General features: G+C 73.5%; 18 protein-coding genes, 1 tRNA gene and 1 pseudogene. 7 read left to right on the top strand and 13 right to left on the bottom strand.

The genetic code is table 11. The features are described from left to right. The first annotated feature begins 74 nt into the window (after positions 1-74). Positions 75-1,394, top strand: coding sequence for a hypothetical protein (locus ACIPXM_RS16865; RefSeq protein WP_401655793.1), 1,320 nt, complete (start codon positions 75-77; stop codon positions 1,392-1,394). A gap of 102 nt (positions 1,395-1,496) precedes the next feature. Here ACIPXM_RS16865 and ACIPXM_RS16860 read toward each other — a convergent pair whose 3' ends face one another. The 4 genes and pseudogenes from ACIPXM_RS16860 to ACIPXM_RS16845 all read right to left on the bottom strand — a co-directional run bounded on the left by ACIPXM_RS16860 (position 1,497) and on the right by ACIPXM_RS16845 (position 7,061). Next, the gene (locus tag ACIPXM_RS16860; protein WP_401655791.1) at positions 1,497-3,503 is read right to left on the bottom strand and encodes a fructose-specific PTS transporter subunit EIIC; all 2,007 of its coding nucleotides are present in this window, start codon (positions 3,501-3,503) and stop codon (positions 1,497-1,499) included. Between the two features lie 71 nt (positions 3,504-3,574). Then, a pseudogene (gene pfkB / locus ACIPXM_RS16855) lies at positions 3,575-4,513 on the bottom strand (1-phosphofructokinase); the annotation flags it as partial. Beyond that, a complete protein-coding gene (locus ACIPXM_RS16850) occupies positions 4,510-5,271 on the bottom strand; it encodes a DeoR/GlpR family DNA-binding transcription regulator (RefSeq protein WP_401655789.1) in 762 nt (253 codons plus the stop codon). The gene ACIPXM_RS16850 and the pseudogene pfkB, both read right to left, overlap by 4 nt. Before the next feature lie 227 nt (positions 5,272-5,498). After that, a complete protein-coding gene (locus ACIPXM_RS16845; RefSeq protein WP_401655787.1) occupies positions 5,499-7,061 on the bottom strand; it encodes an MFS transporter in 1,563 nt (520 codons plus the stop codon). Between the two features lie 62 nt (positions 7,062-7,123). Between ACIPXM_RS16845 and ACIPXM_RS16840 the strand changes: the two genes are divergently transcribed. Next, positions 7,124-8,140, top strand: a complete 1,017-nt coding sequence (locus ACIPXM_RS16840; protein WP_401655784.1) for a helix-turn-helix transcriptional regulator — start codon at positions 7,124-7,126, stop codon at positions 8,138-8,140. A 180-nt stretch (positions 8,141-8,320) separates the two neighbouring features. Here ACIPXM_RS16840 and ACIPXM_RS16835 read toward each other — a convergent pair whose 3' ends face one another. Further along, complete coding sequence (locus ACIPXM_RS16835) at positions 8,321-9,322, bottom strand: RNA polymerase sigma factor RpoD/SigA (protein ID WP_401655782.1); 1,002 nt, start codon at positions 9,320-9,322, stop codon at positions 8,321-8,323. A gap of 361 nt (positions 9,323-9,683) precedes the next feature. After that, entirely contained in the window at positions 9,684-10,499 is an 816-nt protein-coding gene (locus tag ACIPXM_RS16830) for a dioxygenase (RefSeq protein WP_401655780.1), read from the bottom strand. A gap of 115 nt (positions 10,500-10,614) precedes the next feature. On the opposite strand from ACIPXM_RS16830, the gene ACIPXM_RS16825 reads away from it, so the two are divergent. Then, entirely contained in the window at positions 10,615-11,103 is a 489-nt protein-coding gene (locus ACIPXM_RS16825) for a MarR family winged helix-turn-helix transcriptional regulator (protein WP_401655778.1), read from the top strand. A 110-nt stretch (positions 11,104-11,213) separates the two neighbouring features. Here ACIPXM_RS16825 and ACIPXM_RS16820 read toward each other — a convergent pair whose 3' ends face one another. After that, positions 11,214-12,755 (bottom strand): MFS transporter, encoded by a 1,542-nt coding sequence (locus ACIPXM_RS16820; protein ID WP_401655776.1) that lies wholly within the window; start codon positions 12,753-12,755, stop codon positions 11,214-11,216. A 99-nt stretch (positions 12,756-12,854) separates the two neighbouring features. Beyond that, the gene (locus tag ACIPXM_RS16815; protein ID WP_401655774.1) at positions 12,855-13,547 is read right to left on the bottom strand and encodes a TetR/AcrR family transcriptional regulator; all 693 of its coding nucleotides are present in this window, start codon (positions 13,545-13,547) and stop codon (positions 12,855-12,857) included. Between the two features lie 223 nt (positions 13,548-13,770). Between ACIPXM_RS16815 and ACIPXM_RS16810 the strand changes: the two genes are divergently transcribed. Continuing rightward, the gene (locus ACIPXM_RS16810) at positions 13,771-15,045 is read left to right on the top strand and encodes a M6 family metalloprotease domain-containing protein (protein WP_401655772.1); all 1,275 of its coding nucleotides are present in this window, start codon (positions 13,771-13,773) and stop codon (positions 15,043-15,045) included. Here ACIPXM_RS16810 and ACIPXM_RS16805 read toward each other — a convergent pair. From ACIPXM_RS16805 to ACIPXM_RS16790, 4 genes are all read right to left on the bottom strand, one after another. Then, complete coding sequence (locus tag ACIPXM_RS16805) at positions 15,018-16,850, bottom strand: class I adenylate-forming enzyme family protein (RefSeq protein WP_401655770.1); 1,833 nt, start codon at positions 16,848-16,850, stop codon at positions 15,018-15,020. The genes ACIPXM_RS16810 and ACIPXM_RS16805 overlap by 28 nt on opposite strands. A gap of 151 nt (positions 16,851-17,001) precedes the next feature. Further along, the gene (locus tag ACIPXM_RS16800) at positions 17,002-17,763 is read right to left on the bottom strand and encodes a ScbR family autoregulator-binding transcription factor (protein ID WP_401655768.1); all 762 of its coding nucleotides are present in this window, start codon (positions 17,761-17,763) and stop codon (positions 17,002-17,004) included. Positions 17,764-17,949: 186 nt separating this feature from the next. Then, a complete protein-coding gene (locus tag ACIPXM_RS16795; RefSeq protein ID WP_401655766.1) occupies positions 17,950-19,311 on the bottom strand; it encodes a cytochrome P450 in 1,362 nt (453 codons plus the stop codon). 215 nt (positions 19,312-19,526) lie between these two features. Then, positions 19,527-20,213 carry a ScbR family autoregulator-binding transcription factor gene (locus tag ACIPXM_RS16790; protein WP_401655764.1) on the bottom strand — a complete coding sequence of 229 codons (687 nt, stop codon included), beginning with the start codon at positions 20,211-20,213 and terminating at the stop codon, positions 19,527-19,529. Between the two features lie 282 nt (positions 20,214-20,495). On the opposite strand from ACIPXM_RS16790, the gene ACIPXM_RS16785 reads away from it, so the two are divergent. After that, positions 20,496-22,355, top strand: a complete 1,860-nt coding sequence (locus ACIPXM_RS16785) for an acyl-CoA dehydrogenase (RefSeq protein WP_401655762.1) — start codon at positions 20,496-20,498, stop codon at positions 22,353-22,355. A gap of 63 nt (positions 22,356-22,418) precedes the next feature. On the opposite strand, the gene ACIPXM_RS16780 is transcribed toward ACIPXM_RS16785, so the two are convergent. Beyond that, entirely contained in the window at positions 22,419-23,300 is an 882-nt protein-coding gene (locus ACIPXM_RS16780; RefSeq protein WP_401655760.1) for an AraC family ligand binding domain-containing protein, read from the bottom strand. 66 nt (positions 23,301-23,366) lie between these two features. Between ACIPXM_RS16780 and ACIPXM_RS16775 the strand changes: the two genes are divergently transcribed. Then, complete coding sequence (locus tag ACIPXM_RS16775) at positions 23,367-24,371, top strand: DMT family transporter (protein WP_401656181.1); 1,005 nt, start codon at positions 23,367-23,369, stop codon at positions 24,369-24,371. Continuing rightward, positions 24,334-24,406 (top strand) — tRNA-Arg (locus tag ACIPXM_RS16770). Before ACIPXM_RS16775 ends, ACIPXM_RS16770 begins: the two co-directional genes overlap by 38 nt. Positions 24,407-24,437 lie beyond the last annotated feature (31 nt).

The following is a 24,437-nucleotide window of genomic DNA, read 5'->3' as shown; positions in this document are numbered from 1 at the left end:
TCCGTCATCCGCGTCACCCCGACCAACCACGTCACTCGCGTCGGCGAGGTGTGCCGGCGGCGGAAGGAGCATGCATGCGTCCCGACCCCAGGGATCCCCGGAACCGTTCCCGATCCAGGTCCCCGCTGGGCCCGCTGCCGCGACGCCGCGGCTGGCTCGGCGGCGGTGCGCTCGCCTCGGTCGCGCTCGTCCTGACCGGCTTCGCGCCGCAGGCCGCCGCGCAGGCCGCGTGGGGCGAGCCGGCGCACGAGGGCCGTCACGGAGTCACGGCGGCCGGTCTGCCCCGGGGCGGCGACGACTGCCCCGGCAAACCCCCGCACGACCAGGGCCCGCCGCCCCCGCACCACGAGGACCAGGGCCCGCCGCCCCCGCCGCCCGGTGACGAGCAGGGCCCACCGCCCTGGGAGCAGGACGGCCCGCCCCCGTGGGAGCAGCACGGACCTCCGCCGTCGGCCGCGGACGACCTCCAGGCGTTCCTGGACCAGAAGATCGGCCCGTACATGGGCGGCGGCGTCGCGGAGCGCTACGCGCGTGCGGTGCGGCGGTCGATGGCGCCGGAGGAGGAGGGGAGCGGGGTCCGGGCCGGGGTCCGGGCCGGAGGCGGCCACGACGACTGCCCGAAGCCGGGGCCGACGGGGCCCACCGGGCCAACGGGTGCGACTGGGGCGACCGGGGCGACGGGCGCCACAGGTGCCACCGGTGCCACTGGGGCCACTGGAGCCACTGGAGCCACTGGAGCGACGGGCGCTACCGGCGCCACGGGCGCAACCGGTGCGACGGGCGAGACCGGTGCCACTGGGGCAACCGGAGCTACCGGGGCCACAGGTGCCACTGGAGAAACCGGACCCACCGGACCCACCGGACCCACCGGACCCACCGGCGCGACCGGCCCGACCGGAGCCACAGGCGCCACCGGTGCAACGGGCGCGACTGGCGCAACCGGAGCCACCGGCCCGACCGGCCCCACCGGCCCCACCGGCCCCACCGGCCCCACCGGCCCCTGCTCCGACATCGACATCTACGCGCCCAACGGCTCCGAGGACTTCCAGGCCGTCCTCACCAACGGCAAGGTCTTCGTCGGGCGGGCCCCCTCGCTCGGTGGGACGATCACGTGGCAGAACCTGACCAACGCGATGGCCGTCGGCATGGACCCCGCCAACCCCAACTACCCGGCCGGAGTGTGCGCCGTCGGCATCGAGGCACAGGACAACGACGCCTACGTCAAGGTGCTCACCCAGAGCGGGCAGGTGTGGCAGACCCACGGTGATGTCAACGGCAGCAACTTCACCTGGGACGAGGCGTGGACGCAGCAGGCGACGCCGATGCTCAGGGCCCTGCGGGGCATGCCGTTCCGGCCGCCGTCGGACGGCCCGGCGCCGGTGAGCGGTTCCTGACCAGGACCCTGGCCCAGCGGTCCTGAACGACGACGAGGAGCGGGGCGGTGCGCGGAGTCCGCGTACCGCCCCGCTCACCGCCCCGCTCCTCCGGGTGGAGCGTCAGGCCGCCACGGCGACCTTGTCCTCGGCCCCCGCCTCGACCGTCGCCATCGCCTCCGGCGCGGGCTTCCGCGCGCTCTTGAGCAGGATGACCAGGCTCGCGCTGACCAGCGTGCCCGCCGCGATGGCCACCAGGTAGAGCAGCGGGTTGCCGATCAGCGGGATCACGAACACGCCGCCGTGCGGCGCCCGGAGGGTGCACTCGAAGAGCATCGAGAGGGCTCCGGTGACCGCGCCGCCCGCCATCGCCGACGGGATGACCCGCAGCGGGTCGGCCGCCGCGAACGGGATCGCGCCCTCGGTGATGAAGGAGGCGCCGAGCACCCACGCGGCCTTGCCGTTCTCGCGCTCGGTCCGGGTGAAGAGCTTGCCGCGGACCGTGGTGGCGAGCGCCATCGCGAGCGGCGGGACCATGCCCGCGGCCATCACCGCGGCCATGACCTTGAGCGAGCCCTCGTTGGGGGTGGCGAGGCCGCCGACGGCGAAGGCGTACGCGACCTTGTTGAGCGGACCGCCGAGGTCGAAGCACATCATCAGGCCGAGGATCACGCCGAGGATGAGCGCGTTGGCGCCGGAGAGGCCGGACAGCCAGTCGGTGAGCGCCTTCTGGAGGCTCGCGATCGGCTTGCCGATCACCAGGAACATCAGGAATCCGACGACGATCGACGAGATCAGCGGGATCACGACCACCGGCATGATCCCGCGCAACGGCGCCGGGATCCGCACCCGTTGGACGGCGAGCACCGTGCCGCCCGCGATCAGACCGGCGACGAGGCCGCCGAGGAACCCGGCGTTGATGGTGAGCGCGATGGCGCCGCCGACGAAACCGGGCACGAGACCCGGGCGGTCGGCCATGCCGTACGAGATGTAGCCGGCGAGCACCGGTACGAGGAAGCTGAAGGCGAGCCCGCCGATCTGGAACAGCAGGGCGGCCCAGCTGTCCGCCTGGCCCCAGCCGAAGTGCTCGGCCACGGACGGGGCCTTGTTGATCTCGTAGCCGCCGATGGCGAAGCCGAGGGCGATGAGCAGACCGCCCGCCGCGACGAACGGGACCATGTAGCTGACGCCGGACATCAGCCACTTGCGCAGCTTGGTGCCGTAGCCCTCGTCCGGCTCGCCCGCCTGCTCCACCGGGGTGTCCTTGGCCGCGGCGGTGATCTCGCCGCGGGCCGCCTTGTCGCGGACCTCGGCGATGAGTTCGGCCGGGCGGTTGATGCCCGCCTTGACGCCGACGTCCACCGTCGGCTTCCCGGCGAAGCGTTCCTTCTCCCGTACCGGCACGTCGTGCGCGAAGATCACGCCGTCGGCGGCGGCCACCGCCGCCGGGTCGAGCCGGGTGAAGCCCGCCGACCCCTGCGTCTCGACGACCAGTTCCACGCCCGCCGCCTCGCCCGCCTTCTCCAGGGACTCGGCGGCCATGTAGGTGTGCGCGATGCCGGTCGGGCAGGAGGTCACGGCCACGATCCGGAACGGCGCCGAGGGCCGCTCCACGTCCTCGGCCCGCTCCGCGGGCTCCGCTGCCGACGGCTCCGACTCCGCGGTCGACCCTGCGGCCGGCTCCGCCTGCTCCTCGCCCGCGATCAGCGTCGCCACCCGCTCGGGCGAGTCCACCGCCCGCAGCGCGTCCGTGAACGCGCCGTCCATCAGCTTCCGCGCCAGCGACGACAGGATCGTCAGATGGGCGTCGTCCGCGCCCGCCGGGGCCGCGATCAGGAACACCAGGTCGGCGGGGCCGTCCGGGGCGCCGAAGTCGATGCCCTGGGAGGCCCGGCCGAACGCCAGGGTGGGCTCGGTGACATGGGCGCTGCGGCAGTGCGGGATGCCGATGCCGCCGTCCAGGCCGGTCGGCATCTGCGCCTCGCGCGCGGCCACGTCGGCGAGGAAGCCGTCGAGGTCGGTGACGCGGCCGAGGGCGACCATCCGGGCGGCGAGCGAGCGGGCCGCCGCCTCCTTGGTCTCGGCGGACAGGTCGAGGTCGACCAGGTCCGCGGTGATCATGCTGCTCATCGCGGGCTCCCTTGCACGCTGTTGCTGGAAGTGGCTTCGGCCGGGAAGGCCGGGACGGCCGGGGTGCCGGTGGGCTCGCTGAGGGCGAGATCCAGCGGTACGTCGTCGGTCACCGTGACCGCCGACGGGTCGAGGTCCGCCGGGCTGGGCATCTGGCTGCCCGGCAGCTGGACGGCGGCGGCGCCGTGGGCGACGGCCGCGGCCAGGGCGGCCGGGCCCGCGCCGCCCGCCGCCAGGAACCCGGCGAGGGACGCGTCGCCCGCGCCGACGTTGGAACGGACCACGGCGACCGGCGCGGTGGCGTACCAGACGCCGTCCGCCGCGACGAGCAGCTGGCCGTCCGCGCCGAGGCTGGCGAGCACCGCGCCCGCGCCCCGGTCGCGCAGTTCCCCGGCCGCCTTCACGGCGTCGCCGACGGTGGTGAGCGGGCGGCCGACGGCCTCGGCGAGCTCCTCGGCGTTCGGCTTGACCACGTCGGGGCGGGCTTCGAGGGCCGCGAGGAGCGAGGGGCCCGAGGTGTCCAGGGCGATCCGGGCGCCCGCGCCGTGCGCCCGGGCGACCAGCTCCGCGTACCACTCGGGGGCCAGGCCGCGCGGCAGGCTGCCACAGCAGGCGATCCAGTCGGCGGCGGCCGAGTGGGCGCCGACGGCGGCGAGCAGCGTCTCGGACTCGGCGGGCGACAGCTCGGGGCCCGGCGCGTTGATCTTGGTGAGGGTGCCGTCGGGCTCCGCGACCGCGATGTTGGAGCGGGTGTGCCCGGTGAGCGGCACGGGCGCGACCTCGATGCCCTGTCCGGCGAGGAGTTCGGCGACCAGGGCGCCGGGGGCGCCGCCCAGCGGGACCACGGCCACCGTGCGGTGACCGGCGGCGGCGACCGCGCGGGAGACGTTGACGCCCTTGCCGCCGGGGTCGACGCGCTCCCCGGTGGCGCGCAGCACCTCGCCGCGCTCCAGGCCCGGGACCTCGTAGGTCCGGTCCAGGGAGGGGTTGGGGGTGACGGTGAGGATCATGTGCGTACGACTTCCGTTCCCGCCGCCTCGATGGCCGCGGCGTCCTCCGGGCTGAGCCCGCTGTCGGTGATGAGCAGGTCGACGTCGGCGAGGGAGCCGAACCGGGCGAAGTGCTCCTGGCCGTGCTTCGCGGAGTCGGCGAGCAGCACCACCCGGCGGGCGGCGGTGAGCACGGCCCGCTTCACGGCGGCCTCGGCGAGGTCGGGGGTGGTGAGACCGTGTTCGGGCGAGAAGCCGTTGGCGCCGAGGAAGGCGACGTCGGCGCGGATCTCGCCGTACGCCCGCAGCGCCCAGGCGTCGACGGCGGCGCGGGTGCGGTGCCTGACCCGGCCGCCGACCAGGTGGAGGTCGATGCCGGGGTGGTCGGCGAGCCGGGCCGCGACGGGCAGGGCGTGGGTGACGACGGTCAGCGAGCGGTCGAGCGGGAACTCGGCGGCGAGCCGGGCGAGGGTGCTGCCCGCGTCGAGCACCACGCTGCCCTCCTCGGGAAGTTCGGCGAGCGCGGCCCGGACGATCCGGTCCTTCTCGTCGGCCGCGGTGGCCTCGCGCTCGGCCAGGTCGGGCTCGAAGTCGAGCCGCCCGGCCGGTATGGCGCCGCCGTGCACGCGCCGGACGAGCCCGGCGCGGTCCAGGGCCTTGAGGTCGCGCCGTACGGTCTCGGCGGTGACCTGGAACTCCTCCGCGAGGGAGAGCACGTCCACCCGGCCGCTGTCGCGGGCGAGGCGGAGGATCGCTTGCTGGCGCTCCGGTGCGTACATGTGGGTTTACGTCCGTTCGATGCCCGAACCTGTGGTTTCACTGCGAGACTACGCCCGAGTGAGGGGCAAGTAAACGGAATCGGGCATCCGGGCGGGCACAAACGGGCATCGGGAGGGAAGTGGGGACCTGTGGACAGGACGAAGGGCCCTGGTCCGAGGACGCGCCTCGGGACCAGGGCCCTTCGTGGGGGGCGAGGGCGACGGCGGTCGACCACCGTCGCCCTCGCTCAGGAGGCCAGCGCGGGCTCCTTGTCGACGTCGACGGTGCCCTGCGGCTCCGCCGACGACGGGGTGGCCGGCTCGTCGTCGCCGCCCTCCAGGTGCTGCTTCGGCTTCGCCGGCAGCGCGAACATCACCAGGAAGATGACCGCGAGCACCGCCGCCGCCCAGCCCAGCGAGTTCTGGAAGGCGTTCGTGAACGCCGCGCCCGTCTCCGTCGGCGCCGCCGCCAGGTGCTTCTCGTCGATCGTGCCGAAGAAGACCACCGACACCAGGCCGAGGCCCAGCGCGTTGCCCATCTGGCCGGTCGTGTTGATCAGGCCCGAGGCCGAACCCGCGTGCTCCCGCGGCACCTCCGACAGCACCGCGTCGGTCAGCGGCGCCACGATCAGACCCATGCCCAGACCCATCACGACCAGCGGCGGGACCATCTGCCACGGGTGGATGTCGGCGCCGTAGCGCCCGGCGACGAAGAAGTAGAACAGGATGCCCGCCGCCATCGTCAGCGCGCCCGTCTGCAGCACCTTGCGGCCGAACCGCGGCACCAGCTGCTGCACCGAGATGCCCGCCGCCGCCGACACGGCGATCGAGAACGGCACGCCGGTGAGGCCCGCCTTCAGGGGCGTCCAGCCGAGCCCGATCTGCATGTACAGCGTCCAGACCAGGAAGAAGATGCCCATCACGACACCGAACGTCAGCTGCACCGCGATGCCCGCCGCGAACGACTTCACCTTGAACAGCGACAGCTCCACCAGCGGCGAGCCGTCCTTCTTCGTCTTGTACTTCTCGTACGCGACGAGCGCGCCGAACACCACCAGGCTGCCCGCCATCATCAGGTGGCCCCACAGCGGCCAGTCCAGCTCACGGCCCCGGGTCAGCGGGTAGATCAGCATGAGCAGCGCGACCGTCACCAGGACCACGCCGACGAAGTCGAGCCGCAGCGCCTTCGGCGCCTTCGACTCGGTGATGAAGCGGCGGCCCAGGATCAGCGCCGCGACGCCGACCGGCAGGTTGATCAGGAAGATCGGGCGCCACTCCAGGCCCGCGATGTTCCACTGCGTCAGGAGCGCGCCGAGCAGCGGGCCCGACACCGCGCCCAGGCCGATGATCGCGCCGAACATGCCGAACACCTTGCCGCGCTCGTGCGCCGGGAACGTGACGTGCACGATCGACAGCACCTGCGGCACCATCATCGCCGCCGCCGCGCCCTGGAGCAGTCGCGAGCCGACCAGCATCTCCTGGTTGGCCGCGAAGCCGCACAGCGCCGAGGCGAGCGTGAAGCCCGCGGTGCCCAGCAGGAACAACCGCTTGCGGCCGTAGATGTCGCCGAGCCGCCCGCCGGTGATCAGACCGGCGGCGAAGGCGAGCGCGTAACCGGCGGTGATCCACTGGATCGCGCCGAACGACGCCCCCAGGTCCCGCTCGATGCTCGGGATCGCGATGTTGACGATCGTTGCGTCGACCAGATCCATGAAGGCGGCGGTCATGACGATGGCAAGGGCGATCCAGCGCCGCTTGTCCGATTCCGAAGGGGCCGCTGCTTCGGTGACCGCGGCGTCGTGTGAACTCATATGAAGAAGTTAAAGGTGATGTAGGTCAGTTCATGTCCTAGATGGCGCGCATCCTGGATCACATGACGGACACACCGGCACGCCTCCTGCATCTGCTGTCGCTCCTCCAGACGCCGCGCGAATGGCCCGGCAGCGAGCTCGCCGAGCGGCTCTCGGTCTCCGCGCGGACCATCCGCCGCGACATCGACCGGCTGCGCGACCTCGGCTACCCCGTCGAGGCCACCATGGGCGCCGTCGGCGGCTACCGGCTCGTCGCCGGGACCGCCATGCCGCCGCTGCTCCTCGACGACGAGGAGGCCGTCGCCATCGCCGTCGGCCTGCGCGCCGGGGCCGGGCACGCCATCGAGGGCATCGAGGAGGCATCCGTACGCGCGCTCGCCAAACTGGAACAGGTGCTGCCGTCCCGGCTCCGGCACCGGGTCTCCACCCTGCAGAACGCCACCATCCCGCTGACCCGCGGCGACGGCGCCACCGTCGCCCCGCAGACGCTCACCGCGCTCGCCGGCACCGTCACCGGGCAGGAGCGGCTGCGCTTCGGGTACCGGGCGGGCGACGGGACCGAGACGAAGCGGCTCGTCGAGCCGTACCGGCTGGTGTCGACCGGGCGGCGCTGGTACCTCGTCGCGTACGACATGGGGCGCGAGGACTGGCGGACGTTCCGGGTGGACCGGGTGAGCGAGCCGTTCCCGACCGGGGCGCGGTTCACGCCGCGGGAGCTGCCGGCGGAGGACGCGGCGGCGTACATGGCGCGGTCGATGGCGCGGGCGCAGCCCGAACTGGAACTGGATGTGACGTTCGAGGCGCCGGCGGAGTTCGTGGCGGGGCGGTTGCCGACGCATTTGGTGCCGGTGCCGGTTCCGGTGCGGGTGGAGGGGGTCGGGGCCGGGGCGGGGGCGGGGGCCGGGGAGAGGTGCCGGGTGCGGGTGCGGACGGCGGACTCGGTGGAGTGGCTGGCGGTGCGGTTGGCGATGGTGGACGCGGCGTTCACGATCCATGGGCCGGCGGTGCTGGTGGAGTACGCGCGGGAGCTGGGGGCGCGGTTGGGGGCGGCGGCGGGTGCTGGTGACGGTGGTGGGTGACGGTGGTCGGTGACGCGCGGGCCGTTCCGGGGGACCGTGTCCGGCCCACGCTCACGTCTCTCCGTCGCCCAGGGCGGGGGGGTAGGGGTGGGTGCGGGCCGGGGGTGGGTGGGGGCGGCTGAGACGGGGAAAGGGTGCGGGTCCGGGACCCGCACCCTTCGTGGTGGTGCCGCTCGGCGCTTACGCGACCGCGTCGAAGCCCGTGTCGTGGGCCATCTTCTTCAGTTCGAGGAGGGCGTGCTTCTCGATCTGGCGGATGCGCTCGCGGGTCAGGCCGTGCTCCTTGCCCACCTCCGTGAGGGTCCGCTCGCGGCCGTCCTCGATGCCGTAGCGCATCCGGATGATGGAGGCCGTGCGGTTGTCGAGCTTGTCGATGAGGTCGTCCAGCTCCTCGCTGCGGAGCAGGGTGAGGACGGACTGCTCGGGCGACACCGCGGAGGTGTCCTCCAGGAGGTCGCCGAACTGGGTCTCGCCCTCGTCGTCCACCGACATGTTCAGGGAGACCGGGTCGCGGGCCCAGTCGAGGACGTCGGTGACCCGCTCCGGGGTGGAGTCGAGCTCGGCGGCGATCTCGGCGGGCTCCGGCTCGCGGCCGTGCTCGCGGTTGAACTCGCGCTGGACGCGGCGGATCCGGCCCAGCTCCTCCACCAGGTGGACGGGGAGGCGGATGGTGCGGGACTGGTCGGCGATGGAGCGGGTGATGGCCTGGCGGATCCACCACGTCGCGTACGTGGAGAACTTGAAGCCCTTCGCGTAGTCGAACTTCTCGACCGCGCGGACCAGGCCCGCGTTCCCCTCCTGGATCAGGTCGAGCAGCGGCAGGCCGCTGCGCGGGTAGCGGCGGGCGACGGCCACGACGAGGCGCAGGTTGGACTTGATGAACAGGTCCTTCGCGCGCTCACCGTCGGCGACCAGGGCTTCCAGCTCCTCGCGGGAGGCTCCGTCGGCCTTGCTCTCCACCTCGCCGTCGAGGATCTGCCGGGCGAAGACGCCCGCCTCGATCGTCTGGGAGAGCTCGACCTCCTTGGCGGCGTCGAGCAGGGGCGTACGCGCGATCTCGTCGAGGTACATGCCGACCAGGTCGCGGTCGGCGATGTCCCCGCCCACGACGCGAACGCTGCTTGCCCGGCTGGTCCCGCTCTTCGCGGAGGACTGACGACGGGCGACGGCACGGGTTGCCATGCGTGCTCCCTTGCTGAGTAGGTCGCGACACCCTCCCGGGTGCCCTGCATCCGACGGAAACAACGACTGGAATCAGGACAGAATTCCCACCCGGCACATGGATTTTCGTGATCATGCAGTATCCTGCGTCGCCGCGCCCCGTCCGGGCATGCCGGGCGTGGGCCCCCGCGCCCGTGGATGCGCAGGTCAGGCCGGGTGGAGGGGGTGATCCCGGCCCGCCCGTGAGGTGCCCGTCACCGTGCGTGCGTGAGACGGCGATCACACGGCGCCCTCACCGGGAGCGGGGGCTTCCTCGGCTCCGCTCCCGCCCTTGAAGACGGCTCCGGGGCCCTGGTGGTTGCCCGGTCCGCGCAGGTGGGGCTCAGCCGAACTGCACCGAGCGCTTCGCCAGGCCCATCCAGAAGCCGTCGATCACACTGCGCCCGCCGTCCAGGTCGCCCGCCGCGTCGGCGGCGCCCAGGGTGACGAAGAGCGGGGCGAAGTGTTCGGTGCGGGGATGGGCGAGCCGGCCCGCCGGGGACTTCACGGTGAAGTCGAGCAGCGCGTCGACGTCCTGCGCGGCCAGCGCCTCACGCCCCCACGCGTCGAACTCGGCGGACCAGCCGGGCACGCCGCCGCCGGTGTGCCGCAGGGCGGCCAGGTTGTGGGTGAAGAAACCGCTGCCGACGATCAGGACGCCCTCGTCGCGCAGCGGGGCCAGCTTGCGCCCGATGTCCATCAGGCGGCGCGGGTCCAGGGTCGGCATCGAGATCTGCAGGACCGGGATGTCGGCGCCCGGGTACATCTCGACGAGCGGCACGTACGCCCCGTGGTCCAGGCCCCGGTCGGGGATGTCCTGGACCGGCGCGCCGGGCGCGCGCAGCAGTTTGCGGACCGCCTCGGCGAGGGCGGGCGCACCGGGGGCCGCGTACCGCACCTGGTAGTAGTGCTCGGGGAAGCCCCAGAAGTCGTACACGAGCGGGATGGTCTCGGTGGCGCCGAGGGCGAGCGGGGCCTCCTCCCAGTGCGCGGAGACCATCAGGATCGCGGTGGGGCGGGGCAGGCCGGTGGACCAGGCGGCGAGTTCGCCGGGCCAGACGGGGTCGTCGGCGAGCGGCGGGGCGCCGTGCGAGAGGTAGAGCGCGGGCATCCGCCCCGGAGCGGGGGGTGTGGTGGGGGCCGGGTTCTGTGCGTCCATGGCGTCCGCCGCCTCCTGGTTCCTGGTTCCTGCTGGTTCTTGAAAGTTCAAGCTGATGAACCCAGCTTAGACCCGATCTAGTTCAACTTTCAAGGATTGGTCGTACCATGGACCCATGACCGAACCCCGTTGGCTCAGCGACGAGGAACAGCGCGTCTGGCGCTCCTACCTCCACGCCACCACCCTGCTGGAGGACCATCTCGACCGCCAGCTGCAGCGCGACGCCGGGATGCCGCACGTCTACTACGGGCTGCTCGTCCAGCTGTCCCAGGCGCCCCGGCGCCGGATGCGGATGACCGAGCTCGCCAAGGACGCGAAGATCACCCGCTCCCGGCTCTCGCACGCGATCGCACGCCTTGAGAAGAACGGCTGGGTGGCCCGCGAGGAGTGCCCCTCCGACAAGCGGGGCCAGTTCGCCACGCTCACCGACGAGGGCTTCGCGGTGCTCGGCAGGACCGCCCCCGGCCATGTCGACGCGGTGCGGCAGGCGCTCTTCGAGCGGCTGAGCGCCGAGCAGGTCGAGCAGCTCGGCGCGATCATGCGGACCGTCGCCGAGGGGCTGCAGCCCGCGGACCCGAACGCGGACCTGCCCTGGCTCCGCTGAGCGGAACCAGGGCAGGCCGGGCGTGGCCGGGTGGCCGGGTGTGGTCGGTGCGGCCGCGCGGCGGGCGCCGCTGAGGTGGCGTGCGGCCCGACCCGGGACTCCCGGTGGGGTCAGTGCGCGATGACGGGGACCTTGACCTCGTCGTCGGCGTCCGCGCCCGAACCGGCCACCGCGCCGGTGCCCGGCTTGCCGGTGTTGATCAGGGTGATCGCGAGGGTCGCCGAGACCACCAGGATGCCGACCGCCCACCAGATCGCGGCCGCGTAGCCCTCGACCATGCCCTGGAGCTGGAGCAGCTTCTGGGCCGCCGGGGTGGTCGCGCCCGCCGCGTGGTCCGTGAGGTACGCGGTGGTCGCCGAGGCGGCGATCGTGTTCAGCAGGGCCGTACCGATGGCGCCGCCGACCTGCTGCGAGGTGTTGACCATCGCGGAGGCCACACCGGCGTCCCGCGGGTCGACCCCGTGGGTGGCCAGGGACATCGCCGGCATGAACGCCGTGCCCATGCCGAGACCCAGCAGCAGCTGCGCGGGCAGGATCAGACCGGCGTACGAGGAACCGATCTCCAGCTGCGTCAGGAGCAGCATGCCGACCGCGGCGGTCAGGAAGCCCGGGCCCATGAGGAGGCGCGGCGGGACCCGGGTCATCAGCCGGGCGCCGATCTGGGTGGAACCGGTGATCATGCCCGCGATCATCGGCAGGAACGCGAAGCCCGTCTTGACCGGCGAGTACCCCTTCACGACCTGGAGGTAGTAGGTCAGGAACAGGAACAGGCCGAACATCGCGATGACCGCGAGACCGAGCGAGAGGTAGACGCCGCCGCGGTTGCGGTCGGTGACCACGCGCAGCGGGAGCAGCGGGGACTTCACCCGCGACTCGGTGAACGCGAAGACCGCGAGCAGGACCACGGACGCGGCGAACAGGCCGATGGTGACCGGGTCGGTCCAGCCGTCGGACTCGGCGCGGGTGAAGCCGTAGACCAGCGAGACCAGGCCGAGGGTGGAGAGCAGCACGCCGGGGATGTCGAGCGGCGCGCGGTTGCGGCCGCCGGCCGGCTCACGGATCACGAAGTACGCGCCGACGGCGGCGATGATCGCGAACGGGATGTTGACGAAGAAGGTCCAGCGCCAGTTCAGGTACTCGGTGAGGAAGCCGCCGAGGATCAGGCCGACGGCGCCGCCGCCACCGGCGATCGCGCCGTAGATGCCGAACGCCTTGGCGCGCTCCTTGCCGTCGGTGAACATCACCGCGAGCAGGGAGAGCGCGGCGGGCGCCAGCAGCGCGCCGAACGCGCCCTGGAGGGCACGGGCGCCGAGCATCATGGCCTCGCCGGTCGCGGCGCCGCCGAGGGCGGAGGCCGCGGCGAAGCCGATCAGGCCGACCACGAAGGTGCGCTTACGGCCCCACAGGTCGGCGATCCGGCCGCCGAACAGGAGCAGACCGCCGAAGGCCAGCGCGTAGGCCGTGATGACCCACTGCCGGTTGCCGTCCGATATCCCCAGGTCCTGCTGGGCGGAGGGCAGCGCGATGTTCACGATCGTGGCGTCGAGCACCACCATCAGCTGGGCCAGGGCGATGAAGACCAGGGCTCTCCACCGGCTGGGGTCGGCCTGGGACAGCCCGGAGGGCGGTGCGGACTCGGTGATTTTTGACATGGGGGTAGCCACCTCTTGGCGCGGAAATGCTGAAAAGTGAAGAAAAAGGAAAAAAGTGGGCGGGGCGGGGCGCGGCCTAGCGGGCGGGCGCCGCCCGGGTCAGTTCGTGGCGCAGGCTTCGCTCCTCAGGGCTTCCAGGGTCGCGGCGGCGCCGGGCAGTTCGGAGCGCGCGGGCGTCTCGAGACCGTCCAGGAACACCTGCAGATGGCGGTGGACGAACCGGTCCATGCTGAGGCAGGCCGTCCCGGGCAGCGGCCGGGTCAGCTGCGAGACCGCGACCATGAGGTCCCCGACGCCGACGTCGGTGCGCATCCGGCCGGAGCGCTGTGCCCGGTCGACGAGGCCCTGCACGGCCTCCTCCAGCAGCGTCCGCTCGGCCAGCAGATCGGGGTGGTCCTTGTCGAAGGCGCCGTCGAGCATCGGACACAGGGCCCCTATGCGCTCCTCGGCGGCCTCGTGGGTGAAGCGGCGGAGGGCGGCGAAGGTGTCGCTCTCCTCCTCGGCAGCCAGCACGGCCCGCTCGGTGATCCGGGCGGTCAGGGAGAGCACGACCTCGCGGACGAGGTCGGTGCGCTCGGGGAAGTTGCGGTACAGCGTCGCGTTGCCGACGCCGGCCCGGCGGGCGATCTCGTCCAGCGGCACCTGCGGGCCGAACTCCACGAACATCTCGCGGGCCGCGGTCACGATCCGCGCGCGGTTGCGCAGCGCGTCCGCGCGGGGGCGGGGCACACGGCGGGCCGGGTCGGTCCCGGTGACGCCCTCGGCGGTGCTCTCGGCGGTGCTGCTGCTCACGGTCGCTCTTCCTCCCTGCCATCCGGGGACACACTCCCCGCTTCGTTCGACAGACAGGTAAACGGGGAGAGCTTCCCCGGTTATTTCTCCCTCTTGTGTGGCCTGGGTCACACTCCCGGATCGGTCGCCCGGTCGGGCCACCCGGCGCGCGCGTCCGCACCACCCGCCACAGGCTGATCGCACGGCGCGCGGAGCCCACGCGCGGGAGCAGGAAGGCGACCGGATGCAGGACACCCGCCGACGGATACGCAGACCCATCGCCCTGGCAACGGCGGCGGCCCTCGCCATCGCCGCCCTGGCAACGGCCAGCACCACCCTGCCCGGCCCGGCCCCCGCATCGGCGGGACCGGTGTCCGCGAACCCCGGGGAAGCGCCGCTCGGACCGTGCCGGATCGCCACGACGATGGGTGTGCAGATGTCGGAGGGCATGCCGACCGCCCCCGGATACGCCCGCGCCACCGGCCGCGTCCGCGCCCTCAACCTGATGATCGACTTCCCGGACGCCCCGGGCCAGGGCACCGCGATGAGCCGCTACCGCGAGTTCTTCCCGCAGACCGCCGACTGGTTCACCACCAGCTCGTACGGGCGGCTGCGCTACCGCCCGGAGACCCCGATACCCGACTGGCTGCGGATGCCCCGGCCGTTCTCCTCGTACGGCGTCGAGCGCGGCTCACCGTACGAACCGGGCTACCGCGGCCTCGTCGAGGACATCGTCAAGGTCGCCGACGGCCGGGTCGACTTCAGCTCCTACGACCTGGTCAACATCCTGGTGACGCCGAACGCCGGGCCCTCCGCCCTCGACACCGTGCTCTCGGTGACCTTCTCCGGCAACGACGACGCCCCCTACGCGGACGGCGTCCCGCTCGCCAACACGTCCTTCGTCTACAGCCGCCAGGACGACGGCTCCGGCAGCTACGGCGAGACCGGCTTCCGGGTGCTGCCGCACGAGAACGGGCACGTCTTCGGACTGCCCGACCTCTACACCGCCGACGGCGGCGGCACCGTCGGGCACTGGGACATCATGTCCGAGGACTGGGGGGCCAACAACGACCTGCTCGGCTGGCACAAGTGGAAGCTCGGCTGGCTCGACAACGACCAGATCGGCTGCGCCCCGGGCACCGGCGACCGCGAGTACGTCCTCAGCCCGCTGGCCACCGCCGGCGGCCGCAAGCTCGTCTTCGTCCCGCTCTCCGACACCTCCGGCTACGCCGTCGAGGCCCGCACCCGCCAGGGCAACGACGAGGCCGTCTGCAAGACCGGCGTGCTCGTCTACCGGGTCCAGACCGACGTCGACACCGGCCACGGCCCGGTCACCGTCTCCGACAGCGACCGCGACAGCGGCGGCTGCACCCGGCGCCCCAACGTCCATGCCGAACTGTCCGACGCCCCCTACGGGCCGGGCGAGACCTTCGTCGACCGGACCAACGGCGTCCGGATCACCGTCCTCGGCGAGGACGAGACGACCGGCGGCTACCGGATCCGCGTCTCCCGCTCCTGAGCCTGCTGAGCCTCCGGCTCCGCGGGGGCCGTGGACTCCGCGGGGGCCGTGGACTCCGCGGGGGCCAGGGTCGCGCGCAGCTCGCGCTTGAGGATCTTGCCGGTGGCGTTGCGGGGCAGCTCCGCCTCCCGTACGAGGACGTGCGCGGGCACCTTGAACGCGGCGAGCCGCCCGCCGACATGGGCGCGCAGCTCGGCCGCCCCCGCCGTGGCGCCCGGGCGCAGCCGGACCACGGCGGCGACCTCCTCGCCGAGCTCCGGGTGCGGGACACCGAGGACGGCGGCCTCGGCGACGGCCGGGTGGTCCTGGAGCACCCCCTCGACCTCCACGCAGTACACGTTCTCGCCGCCCCTGATCACCATGTCCTTGATCCGGTCGACGACGGTCACCCGGCCGTCCCGCAGATGCGCGAGGTCGCCGGTGCGGAACCAGCCGTCCGGCGTGAACGCCGCCGCGGTCGCCGCCGGGTCGCCCCAGTAGCCGCGCACCAGCGGCTGCCCGCGCAGCCACAGCTCGCCGACCCCCTCGGCGTCCGGCGCGTCGATCCGCACCTCCACGGCGGGCGCGGGCCGGCCCACGCTCCACGGGTGCGCCCGGTACTCGGCGCCGAAGTTGGCGAGGACTCCCCCACAGGTCTCGGTGAGGCCATAGCCGTTGCGCGGCTCGATCCGGCCCCCGTACACGGCGCCGACCCGCGCCACGATCTCCGGCGGGGCCGCCGCACCCCCCGTGTTGATCATGCTGAGGGTCTCCAGCGGGTCCCCGGTCCGCTCGGCGAGGTCGAGCAGCTGGAGCGCCGTGGTGGGCACGCCCGCGTAGTGGGTGACCCGGTGGGTCCTGATCAGTTCGAGGGCCTTCGCGGCGTCCCACTTCCGCATCGTCACCAGCGCGCCCCCGGCCGCCATCACCGAGAAGAACGAGGTGAACGCGGCGACGTGGAAGAACGGGAAGGTGGTGAGCGAGACCGGCACCGGCCCGCCGCCGGGCCGCTCGCCGCGCCGCAGCGCGGAGGCGGCGGCGAAGTAGCGCGGGTTCATCGCGGCGCCCGCCATCGCGAGATGGGTGGCGACGGCGCCCTTGGGGCGGCCGGTGGTGCCCGAGGTGTAGATGATCGTGGCGTCGTGCTCGGGCTCCACGTCGACGGGGGGCGGGCCGAGCAGCGGATCGGTGTCCGGGACGTACGGCTCGAAGCCCTCGGGGAGGTCCCCGGTGAAGCCGCCGTCGTCGCCGGGTCCGCGCGCGTCCTCGGGGTGGAAGACGATGCCGGGTACGTCACGGGTCCGCGCCCAGTCGGCGACCCGCGCCACCCGCTCGCCGTCGACCAGGAGCACGCGCGGCGCGCAGTCGTCGAGCGCGTAGCCGAACTCCCCCTCGGTCCACCAGGCGTTGAGCGGTACGGCGACGAGTCCGGCGAGCTGGGTGGCCCAGAAGGCGATGTGCCACTCGGGATGGTTGCGCATCGCGACCGCCGCCCGGTCGCCGGGACGCAGTCCGTGCACGTCGACGAGGCGGCGGGCAAGCCCGCAGGCGGCGTCGAAGAAGGCGCGGTAGCCGAGCACGCCGTCGTCCGAGACGAGGAAGGGCGCGTCGCCGAAGCCCCAGGTGGCCTCCACGAACTCGCGCAGGGTGCGCGGGCCGCCCACGTAGACTCCGTCCGAGACGGCGAAGGGCGCACCGGGCGCGGTGAGCGCGCCGAGCGGATCGGCCGAGGGGCCGGTGCCGGGGCGGGCGTCGGGATCGGTCTGCGGACCGGTGCCGGGGCGGACGTCCGGGCGGGCGTCGGGGTCGGGGTACGGCTCCGCCACGGTCGATCGCCTCTTTCCGCTTCGGCCCGCATCCACGGCCGGTCAGGTTTCTAAGCGCTTGCTCAGGTACGGTGACCGACCGTATGCCCGCCGCACCCCCCGGTCAAGGCCGCCCCGGGACGACCTGGCGCCGACCCCGGGGGCGCCGGACTCAGGACCGCACGTCCGCCTCGGCACCCGGCTCCGGCGACACCACCGCCACCGTCCCGTACGCCTCCCGCGCCCTCGCCCCGCGCGACTCCGCGGTCCCGTGCGACTCCACCGTTCCCGTTCCGTGCGACTCCGCCGTTCCGTACGGCTCCGCCGCCGCGTCGCCCGACGCGACGAACAGGCCGACCCGGGCGTCGCCCACCGCGCGCGGCAGCAGGAAGGCCCAGAAGCGGGTGAGCGGGGCGCGTTCCAGCCAGCCGGGGTCCTGGTGACCGAGGGCCTCATGGCCCGCCGCCACCGCCACCACGGCCGCCGCCAGGTCGCGCGGGACGACGTCCGGCGCGAGCAGCCCGGCGCGCTCGGCCCGCACCACCACGCTCTCCACCCACTCCCGCCAGCCCCGTCTGAGGTCACGGGCGGCCCGGGTGCGCTCGGGGTCGGCGCTCAGCGCGAACCCCACCCGGAGCACCGGGTCGCAGCGCAGGCCCTGGACGAGCTCATGACTGGCGTCGATGAGGATCTGCAGCGCCAGCGCCTCGCGCTCCCGGGTGATCCTGACCAGCCGGTCGCCGGCCGCCGCGACGACCGCGTCGGCGAGCGCCGCCTTGCTCGGGAAGTGGAAGTGCAGCGCTCCGCTGCTCACCCCGGCGCGGGCGCTGATGGTGGCGAGCGACGCGACCTCGAAACCGTCCCGGTCGAAGAGCGTCGCCGCCGAGTGCACCAGGGCGTTACGGGTCCGGATCGCCCGTTCCTGCTTGGCCACGGGGGCCTCCGTCACTGACGTGGGATACCGGCGCGGCGCACCGCACCACCGCGCGCCCTCTCCTTCGGACCTTAACAAACCGGCTGAGCGGTTTTTCATCGAAAGAGTGAGACCGCCGGTGAACTGTCCGACACTCGCCGTTGCCGTCACGGAACGTTCCGGGGCCCGGTGGCGGCGGGCCCCCGGTCAGTCGCGGGCCGGGGCCGCCAGGCGTACGGGCAGCGCCCCGTACCCGTTCAGGAGGAAGGTCGGCAGCGGGGCCAGTTCGGCGGCCGGGACGGCGAGTTCGAGGTCGGGGAAGCGCTCGAAGAGCGCGGCGAGCGCGACCGTGGCCTCCAGGGTGGCGAGCGGGGCGCCCAGGCAGCGGTGCACTCCGTGGCCGAAAGCGAGCAGGTCGCGGCCGTCGCGCAGGACGTCGAACGCGGCGGCGTCGGCGCCGTGGCGGTCCGGGTCGAGCCCGGCCGCCGCGAAGTTGACGAGGATCGGGTCGCCCTGGGCGATGGCCACCCCGTCGAGGTCGATGTCCTCGACGGCGAAGCGCAGCGGCGAGTAGGCGGCCGGGCCGTGGGTGCGCAGGGTCTCGGCGATCGCGTCGTCCCAGCCCGCCCGGCCGGCTCTGACGTGGGCGAGCTGCTCGGGGTGGGCGAGCAGCGCGGCGGCGGCGTTGACCACGAGCGCGGCGGTGGTGTCCTGGCCCGCCGCGATCAACAGGAAGAGGGAGCCGAGGAGCTCGTTCTCGGTGAGGGCGTCGTCGCCGTCGCCGTCCCGGGCCGCTATGAGCGAGGAGGTGAGGTCGTCGCCGGGCCGCTCGCGGCGGGCGGCGACCAGTCCTGCGAGCTGCCGGAAGGCGGTGCCGCGGGCGGCCTCCATGGTCTCGGCGGAGACGTTGGAGCTGAAGACCACGCGCAGGGCGGCGGTGAGTTCGTCGCGGGCGGCGCCGTCGGCGACCCCGAAGAGCTCGCAGATGACCTGGAGCGGGAGCGGTTCGGCGTAGCCGCCGCGCAGGTCGACGGTCTCACCGGCGGCCAGCCGCGCGGCGAGCGCGTCGAGCAGCGTGCCGGTGATCTCCTCGACACGGGGGCGCAGGGCGGCGGTGCGGCGGGCGGTGAACGCGGCGGCGACCAGGCGGCGCAGCCGGGCGTGCTCGGCACCGTACGAGAAGAGCATGTTCTCGTTGGCGACCCAGGGGTAGAGCGGCCACTCGGGGGTGATCTCGCCGTCGGCGAAGGCGGGCCAGTGGCGGCGGGCGTCCTTGGAGACGCGGGGGTCGAGAAGGAGGCGCTCGACCTGCTCCTGCCGGACGACGGCCCAGGCGCCGACGCCGCCGGGGAGCTCGACGGGGACGGCGGGTCCGGCGGCGCGCAGCGCGGCGCCCTCGCCGTCGAGGTCGGAGCCGGTGACGTCGAGGGCGTACGGGCAGCCGCCGGAGACGGGGGCGGCGGTGCCGGGGACGGCGGCGGAAGCCGGGATCCCGACGTGGCGGTGGCCGGCCGGGGCGGCAGGGGCGGCGGCCGGTCGGACGTCGGGGGTGGGGGCGTCGGTGTTCATGCGGGTGGGCTCCGTATCGGTTCGGGTGGGCCGGTGCGGCTGCCCGTGGCCCCCCGCGGCCGGGGTCCCGGTGGGTTCGGGGCCCGGCGGCCCCGGGTGCCCGGGGCGTGATGAAGGGTGGTGAAGGGGTGAAGAAGGGGGTGGTGCGTGGGGTGGTGAAGGAGCGCGCGGGGTGGTGCGGGGTGTGACGGGTCGCGCGGGACGCTCGGGGTCGGTCAGCCCGCCGTGGACGCCACGGCGGCGTCCGCCATGCGCGCGGTCAGCGCTTCCTCGTACGCCTGCTGCGCGCGGGCCGGCGCGAAGTCCAGCCGTACGAGTACGCCGGGGACGGCGATGGCGCTGACCATCGTGCGCATGAGGTTCGCGACCCGGTCGACCATGTCCGCATGCTTGGTCATGATCTTCGACAACACCTGAACTCCGGTGAAACTTCCGGTGAACAGGGTGGCCGCGGACGGGATGTCGACGTGCGGCAGCAGCTCCCCCGCCTCCTTGGCGGCGGCCAGCAGGTCCATGTTGTGGTCGATCCAGCCCTGCATGGGGATCTTGCGGTCGAGACCGTCGTACGGCGAACCCTGATCGACGGTGAGCCGGACACTGCCGCGCACCATGGGGTCACCGGCGTGCAGCAGATGGGCGAGGACCAGTGCCTCGTCGGTGATCTGCTGGAGATAGAGCTCGCGCTGCGGCACCGGCGGGAGCGCGCCGACCTGACCGGCGAGCACCTCCTGCGCCAGGTCCTCCTTGGAGGCGAAGTGGAAGTACAGAGCGCCCTTGGTCACTCCGCACTTCTTCAGGACCTCGGAGATCGTCGCGGCCTCGTAGCCGACCTCGTCGAAGAGCTCGGCCGCCGCAAGCACGATCTTCTGACGTGTGCGGATGGCCCGTTCCTGTTGCGCCACTACATCCTCCGTACCTCAACGGCCTGAAGGGTACCGAGAGAGGCTCGTGTTCCAACGGTTCGCCGGGGGCGAGAGCGGTCGGGCGTCGCCCGAAGGACCACTCCGCGTGTCTCGGCGCCCGCAGTAGGGTGTGCCCGGCAAGCCACCGGATGGTTCACACCTCCACATTACAAGAATAAAACCAGCCGCCCGGTTTGACAAGGAAAATTGAAACGAAACCGGTTGGTACGTATCTTATTGTCAGACCCTGTCCTGCTCGTCAAACTCCTTACGGGGGAGCCGATGCTCCAGCACGCGGAGGCACCGTCCATATCCGCCACCAGCAGACCGGGCGGGGTGGACGAGCACACCCACAGTGGCACGGAGGAGCTCACCCGGCTTCTCTTCGACGGGGACGACCGCGAACGCGTCCACGGCGAGTGGCGCCGCCTCATCGCGGCGGACGCCTTCGCCCACCGCCCGGGCCTCTCCCCCACCGAGCGGACGGAACTCTCGTACGAGCGTCTCCGCCTGGTCAACGACACGGTCGCCGGCGCCGGGGCGGAGGCCCTGACGTACGACGCCCGCAGGCTCGCCGCGCTGCACGAGTGGACCGGCTTCGTCGACGGCGGGGTCTGCACCCTCGCGAGCATCCACTACAACCTCTTCCTCGGCAGCCTGCTCGACCACGACGGCTACCGCCGCGACCTCACCGCGTACACCGCGATGGAGCGCACGGGCACCTTCCTGTGCACCGAACTCGCCCACGGCAACGACGTGGCCGCCCTGGAGACCGTCGCCACGCTCGACCCCGAGACCGGCGGCTTCGTGCTCGACACGCCGAACCCGGGCGCCCGCAAGTTCATGCCCAACACCAGCCTCACCGGCGGCCCGAAGACCGCCGTGGTCGCCGCCCGGCTGATGATCGACGGCGCGGACCAGGGCGTGTTCCTCTTCCTCACCCCGCTCAGCGACGCCGCGGGCCACCTGCCGGGCATACGGGTGCGGCAGCTGCCGGACCGCACCGGCACCCCCGTCGACCACTGCCTGACCTCCTTCGAGGGGGTACGGCTGCCCCGCGAGGCGATGCTGGAGGCGGCGCACGGACGGCTCGACAAGGACGGCCGACTGAGCAGCAACCTCGGCAACCGCCGCAAGCGGTTCCTGCGTTCGGTCGGCCGGGTCACCCTGGGCAAGCTCTGCATGAGCGGCGGCACCCTCGGCATGGCGCGGGCCGCGCTCGCCATCGCCGTCCGGTACGCGCACCACCGCGAGGTGGCCGCGCCGAAGGCCGGTGAGCGGATACCCCTGACCGCCCACCGCAGCCACACCGGGCGGCTGCTGCGCTCGCTGGGCACCGCGTACGCCATGACCTTCCTGCACCGCGCGGTCCTCGACCGGTGGGCCGAGCACGACCCGACCGACGCCGGGCAGCGCGACGAGGTCGAGCGGCTGATCGCCGTCGCCAAGGGCTGGATCACCTGGCAGGCCCGCGACATCACCATCGAGGCGCGCGAACGCTGCGGCGCGCAGGGCCTGTTCCCCGCGAACGGGCTCGCGGACCTGCCGCTCAACATCGAGGGCGGCATCACCGCCGAGGGCGACAACCTGGTCATCTGGGCCAAGGCCGCATCCGAGCTCGTCTTCGCCCACGAGGCGGGCCCGGCCCGCGAACCGAGCCCCGACGTCGCCGACCTCACCGACCTCGGGTTCCTGCGCGACCTGCACGCGTGCGTGGAGCGCGTCTGGCAGACCCGCGCCCGCGCCGCGCTGCGCGGCGGTCCGTCCGGCGACCCGATCGGCCGCTGGAACGAGACCTCGGGCGCCGCCCTCGACATGGTCGCCGCCCACGCGCGCGTGGCGGCCGCCGACGCGTTCCTGGCGGCCGTGGCCCGCGCCACCGAGCCCCGCACCCGCCAGCTCCTGGAACAGCTGGCCCGCCTCTTCCTGCTGCATGAACTCCGCCCCCACACGGGCGACCTGCTGGCCGCGGGCCACCTCACCCCGGCCCATGTCGAGGCCCTCCACCCGGCCACCGAACAGACCGTCGCGGCCCTGACCCCGCATCTGCTGACCCTGGTCGACGCGTTCGACCTGCCGCCGGAGTTCCTGGCGGCGACGCCCATCGCGAACGCGGACTATCTGGAGCGGTTCGGGTCCTGACGCCTCCCCAGGTCCACGGCGCGCCCGGCGCGCGGCGCCTGACGCGCGGTGCCTGACGCGGCCTCAGCTCCCGGCCGCGCGGCGGTAGACCCCGGGGGTGATGCCGTACGCGCGCTTGAACCACCGGTTGAAGTGCGCCTGGTCGGCGAAGCCCGCCGCGGCGGCCGCCTCCGCCGGGGCCAGCCCCCCGGCCAGCAGCCCGCGGGCGCGGCGCAGCCGCAGCAGCCGCTGGTGGTCGCTCGGCGCCATGCCGAACTCCGCGCGGAAGGCCCGGTAGAGCGCGAACCGGCTGCAACCGGCCGCCGCGGCGAGGTCGTCGGCCGACAGCGGCTCCAGGAACGCCTCGTTCAGCAGCGCGTACGCCCGCCGGGCGGCCCGGCGCCCGGCCTCGCCCGCCAGGCTCCGGGTACGGGGCGCCCGCGTCGCCCCGCGCTCGGCGAGCCGGAGCACGGTCGCGGTGAGCAACTCCTCGCGGGCCAGGGCGCTCGCGGGGCCCATGAGCGCCCGGTGCAGCCGGGCCAGCGCGTCGGTGAGCACGGGGTCGGTGAGCACGGGACGGACGAACAACGGCAGCGCGCCCGCCGGTCCGGCGGCCTCGGCGGTGGCGGCCGTGGAGCCGTCGGCCGCGGACGTGTCGGCCGCGTCGCGGAGGATGCCGGACACCACGGACGGGCCGATGTGGACGATCCGGTACTGGTAGCCGAGCTCGGCGGCGGCCCGCCCGTCGTGGACCTCGTCGGGGTTGAGGGCCATCACCATGCCCGCGCCGCTGGTGTGCTGGGCGCCCCGGCAGCGGAAGCTCTGCGCGCCGACGTCGGTGATGCCGAAGGAGTACGTGTCGTGGCTGTGCGGCGCGTACACGTGCTCGAAGAAGTGGGCGTGCATGGCTTCCAGGGGCCGGGCGCCGTCGCGCCAGTACCGGGCCCAGCCGCCGTCTCGCTCCATGGCGTCATTGTGGCCGCGCACCAGCGTTCAAGCCATGGGGACAGGGGTGGGGGCAGGGTCGGGGGCATGACGACGACGAGCGGTACGGCGAAGCGGGGGCGTGCGGGCGGCCCGTACGCGCTGCTGATGGTGACGATGGTGCTGTGGGGCAGCGCCTTCGCGGGGTCCAAGGCGGTCGTGGCGCAGGTGCCGCACTCCGTGGGCGCGTTCCTGCGCTTCGGCTTCGGTGCCGTGGCCCTGCTGCTGGCGCTCGCCCTGTCGGGGCGCCGGTCGCCGGGTCGGCCCGGGGCGGCGGCGCGCGGCGGGTGGCTCGCGGCGGCGGCCGGGGTGCTTGGCGTCTTCGCGTACAACGGGTTCTTCTTCTGGGGCCTGTCGCTCGCCCCTTCGCTCGACGCGGGCATCCTCATCCCGGTCATGAGTCCGGTCCTGACCAGCGCGTTCCTTCTGCTGACCGGCAGGGAGCGGGCGGGCTGGGCCCGGGTCACGGGCCTCGCGCTCGGGCTGGCGGGCGCGGCGGTCTTCTTCCTGGGCGCCGGGGGCGCGGGGGCGGGCGGCTCGTCCCGGCTCCTGGGCGACCTGCTGTTCCTGGCGAGCGCGGCGTGCTGGGCGACGTACACCCTGATCGGCCCCCGGATCCTCGCGGGCGTCGAACCCCTGCGCGCGACGACGTACGCGACCTGCGCGGGCGCGCTGCTGCTCGGCGCCCTGGCGGCGCCCGACCTGGCCGACGTGGCGTGGCGCGAGCTGCCGCCCGGCGTCTGGCTGAACACGGCGTACCTGGCGGTCGGCGCGACGGCCGTGGCGAACGTCCTCTACTACCGGGGCGTCGGCGCGGTGGGCCCGGCGCGGGCCTCCCTGATGATGTTCACGGTCCCCGTCGTGAACACCCTCTGCGCCACCCTGCTGCTCTCCGAGTCCTTCGGCCCCCTCCAGGCGACCGGCGCCCTGATCCTCCTCCTGGGCGCGACCCTCGCGGCCACCCGGCCCAGGCTCCCGGCCCATCGCCCCGCCCCATCCGCTACGCTGTCCAGGCGCCTTCGTAGCTCAGGGGATAGAGCACCGCTCTCCTAAAGCGGGTGTCGCAGGTTCGAATCCTGCCGGGGGCACAAGGGAAAAGGGCACCCAGCGATGTCGCTG

It is taken from the genome of Streptomyces sp. NPDC090025 (genome assembly GCF_044748125.1).
Lineage (GTDB): Bacteria > Actinomycetota > Actinomycetes > Streptomycetales > Streptomycetaceae > Streptomyces.
This window is presented reverse-complemented; position numbering and strand designations above follow the sequence as displayed.

Bases quoted from the DNA above. Each gene is read 5' to 3' on its own strand.
- ACIPXM_RS16835 (WP_401655782.1), bottom strand. From the start codon at position 9,322: ATGGCAACCCGTGCCGTCGCCCGTCGTCAGTCCTCCGCGAAGAGCGGG.
- ACIPXM_RS16865 (WP_401655793.1), top strand. From the start codon at position 75: ATGCGTCCCGACCCCAGGGATCCCCGGAACCGTTCCCGATCCAGGTCC.
- ACIPXM_RS16780 (WP_401655760.1), bottom strand. From the start codon at position 23,300: ATGGAGCGAGACGGCGGCTGGGCCCGGTACTGGCGCGACGGCGCCCGG.
- ACIPXM_RS16795 (WP_401655766.1), bottom strand. From the start codon at position 19,311: ATGAACACCGACGCCCCCACCCCCGACGTCCGACCGGCCGCCGCCCCT.
- ACIPXM_RS16840 (WP_401655784.1), top strand. From the start codon at position 7,124: ATGACGGACACACCGGCACGCCTCCTGCATCTGCTGTCGCTCCTCCAG.
- ACIPXM_RS16845 (WP_401655787.1), bottom strand. From the start codon at position 7,061: ATGAGTTCACACGACGCCGCGGTCACCGAAGCAGCGGCCCCTTCGGAA.
- ACIPXM_RS16850 (WP_401655789.1), bottom strand. From the start codon at position 5,271: ATGTACGCACCGGAGCGCCAGCAAGCGATCCTCCGCCTCGCCCGCGAC.
- ACIPXM_RS16860 (WP_401655791.1), bottom strand. From the start codon at position 3,503: ATGAGCAGCATGATCACCGCGGACCTGGTCGACCTCGACCTGTCCGCC.
- ACIPXM_RS16820 (WP_401655776.1), bottom strand. From the start codon at position 12,755: ATGTCAAAAATCACCGAGTCCGCACCGCCCTCCGGGCTGTCCCAGGCC.
- ACIPXM_RS16775 (WP_401656181.1), top strand. From the start codon at position 23,367: ATGACGACGACGAGCGGTACGGCGAAGCGGGGGCGTGCGGGCGGCCCG.
- ACIPXM_RS16785 (WP_401655762.1), top strand. From the start codon at position 20,496: ATGCTCCAGCACGCGGAGGCACCGTCCATATCCGCCACCAGCAGACCG.
- ACIPXM_RS16830 (WP_401655780.1), bottom strand. From the start codon at position 10,499: ATGGACGCACAGAACCCGGCCCCCACCACACCCCCCGCTCCGGGGCGG.
- ACIPXM_RS16825 (WP_401655778.1), top strand. From the start codon at position 10,615: ATGACCGAACCCCGTTGGCTCAGCGACGAGGAACAGCGCGTCTGGCGC.
- ACIPXM_RS16810 (WP_401655772.1), top strand. From the start codon at position 13,771: ATGCAGGACACCCGCCGACGGATACGCAGACCCATCGCCCTGGCAACG.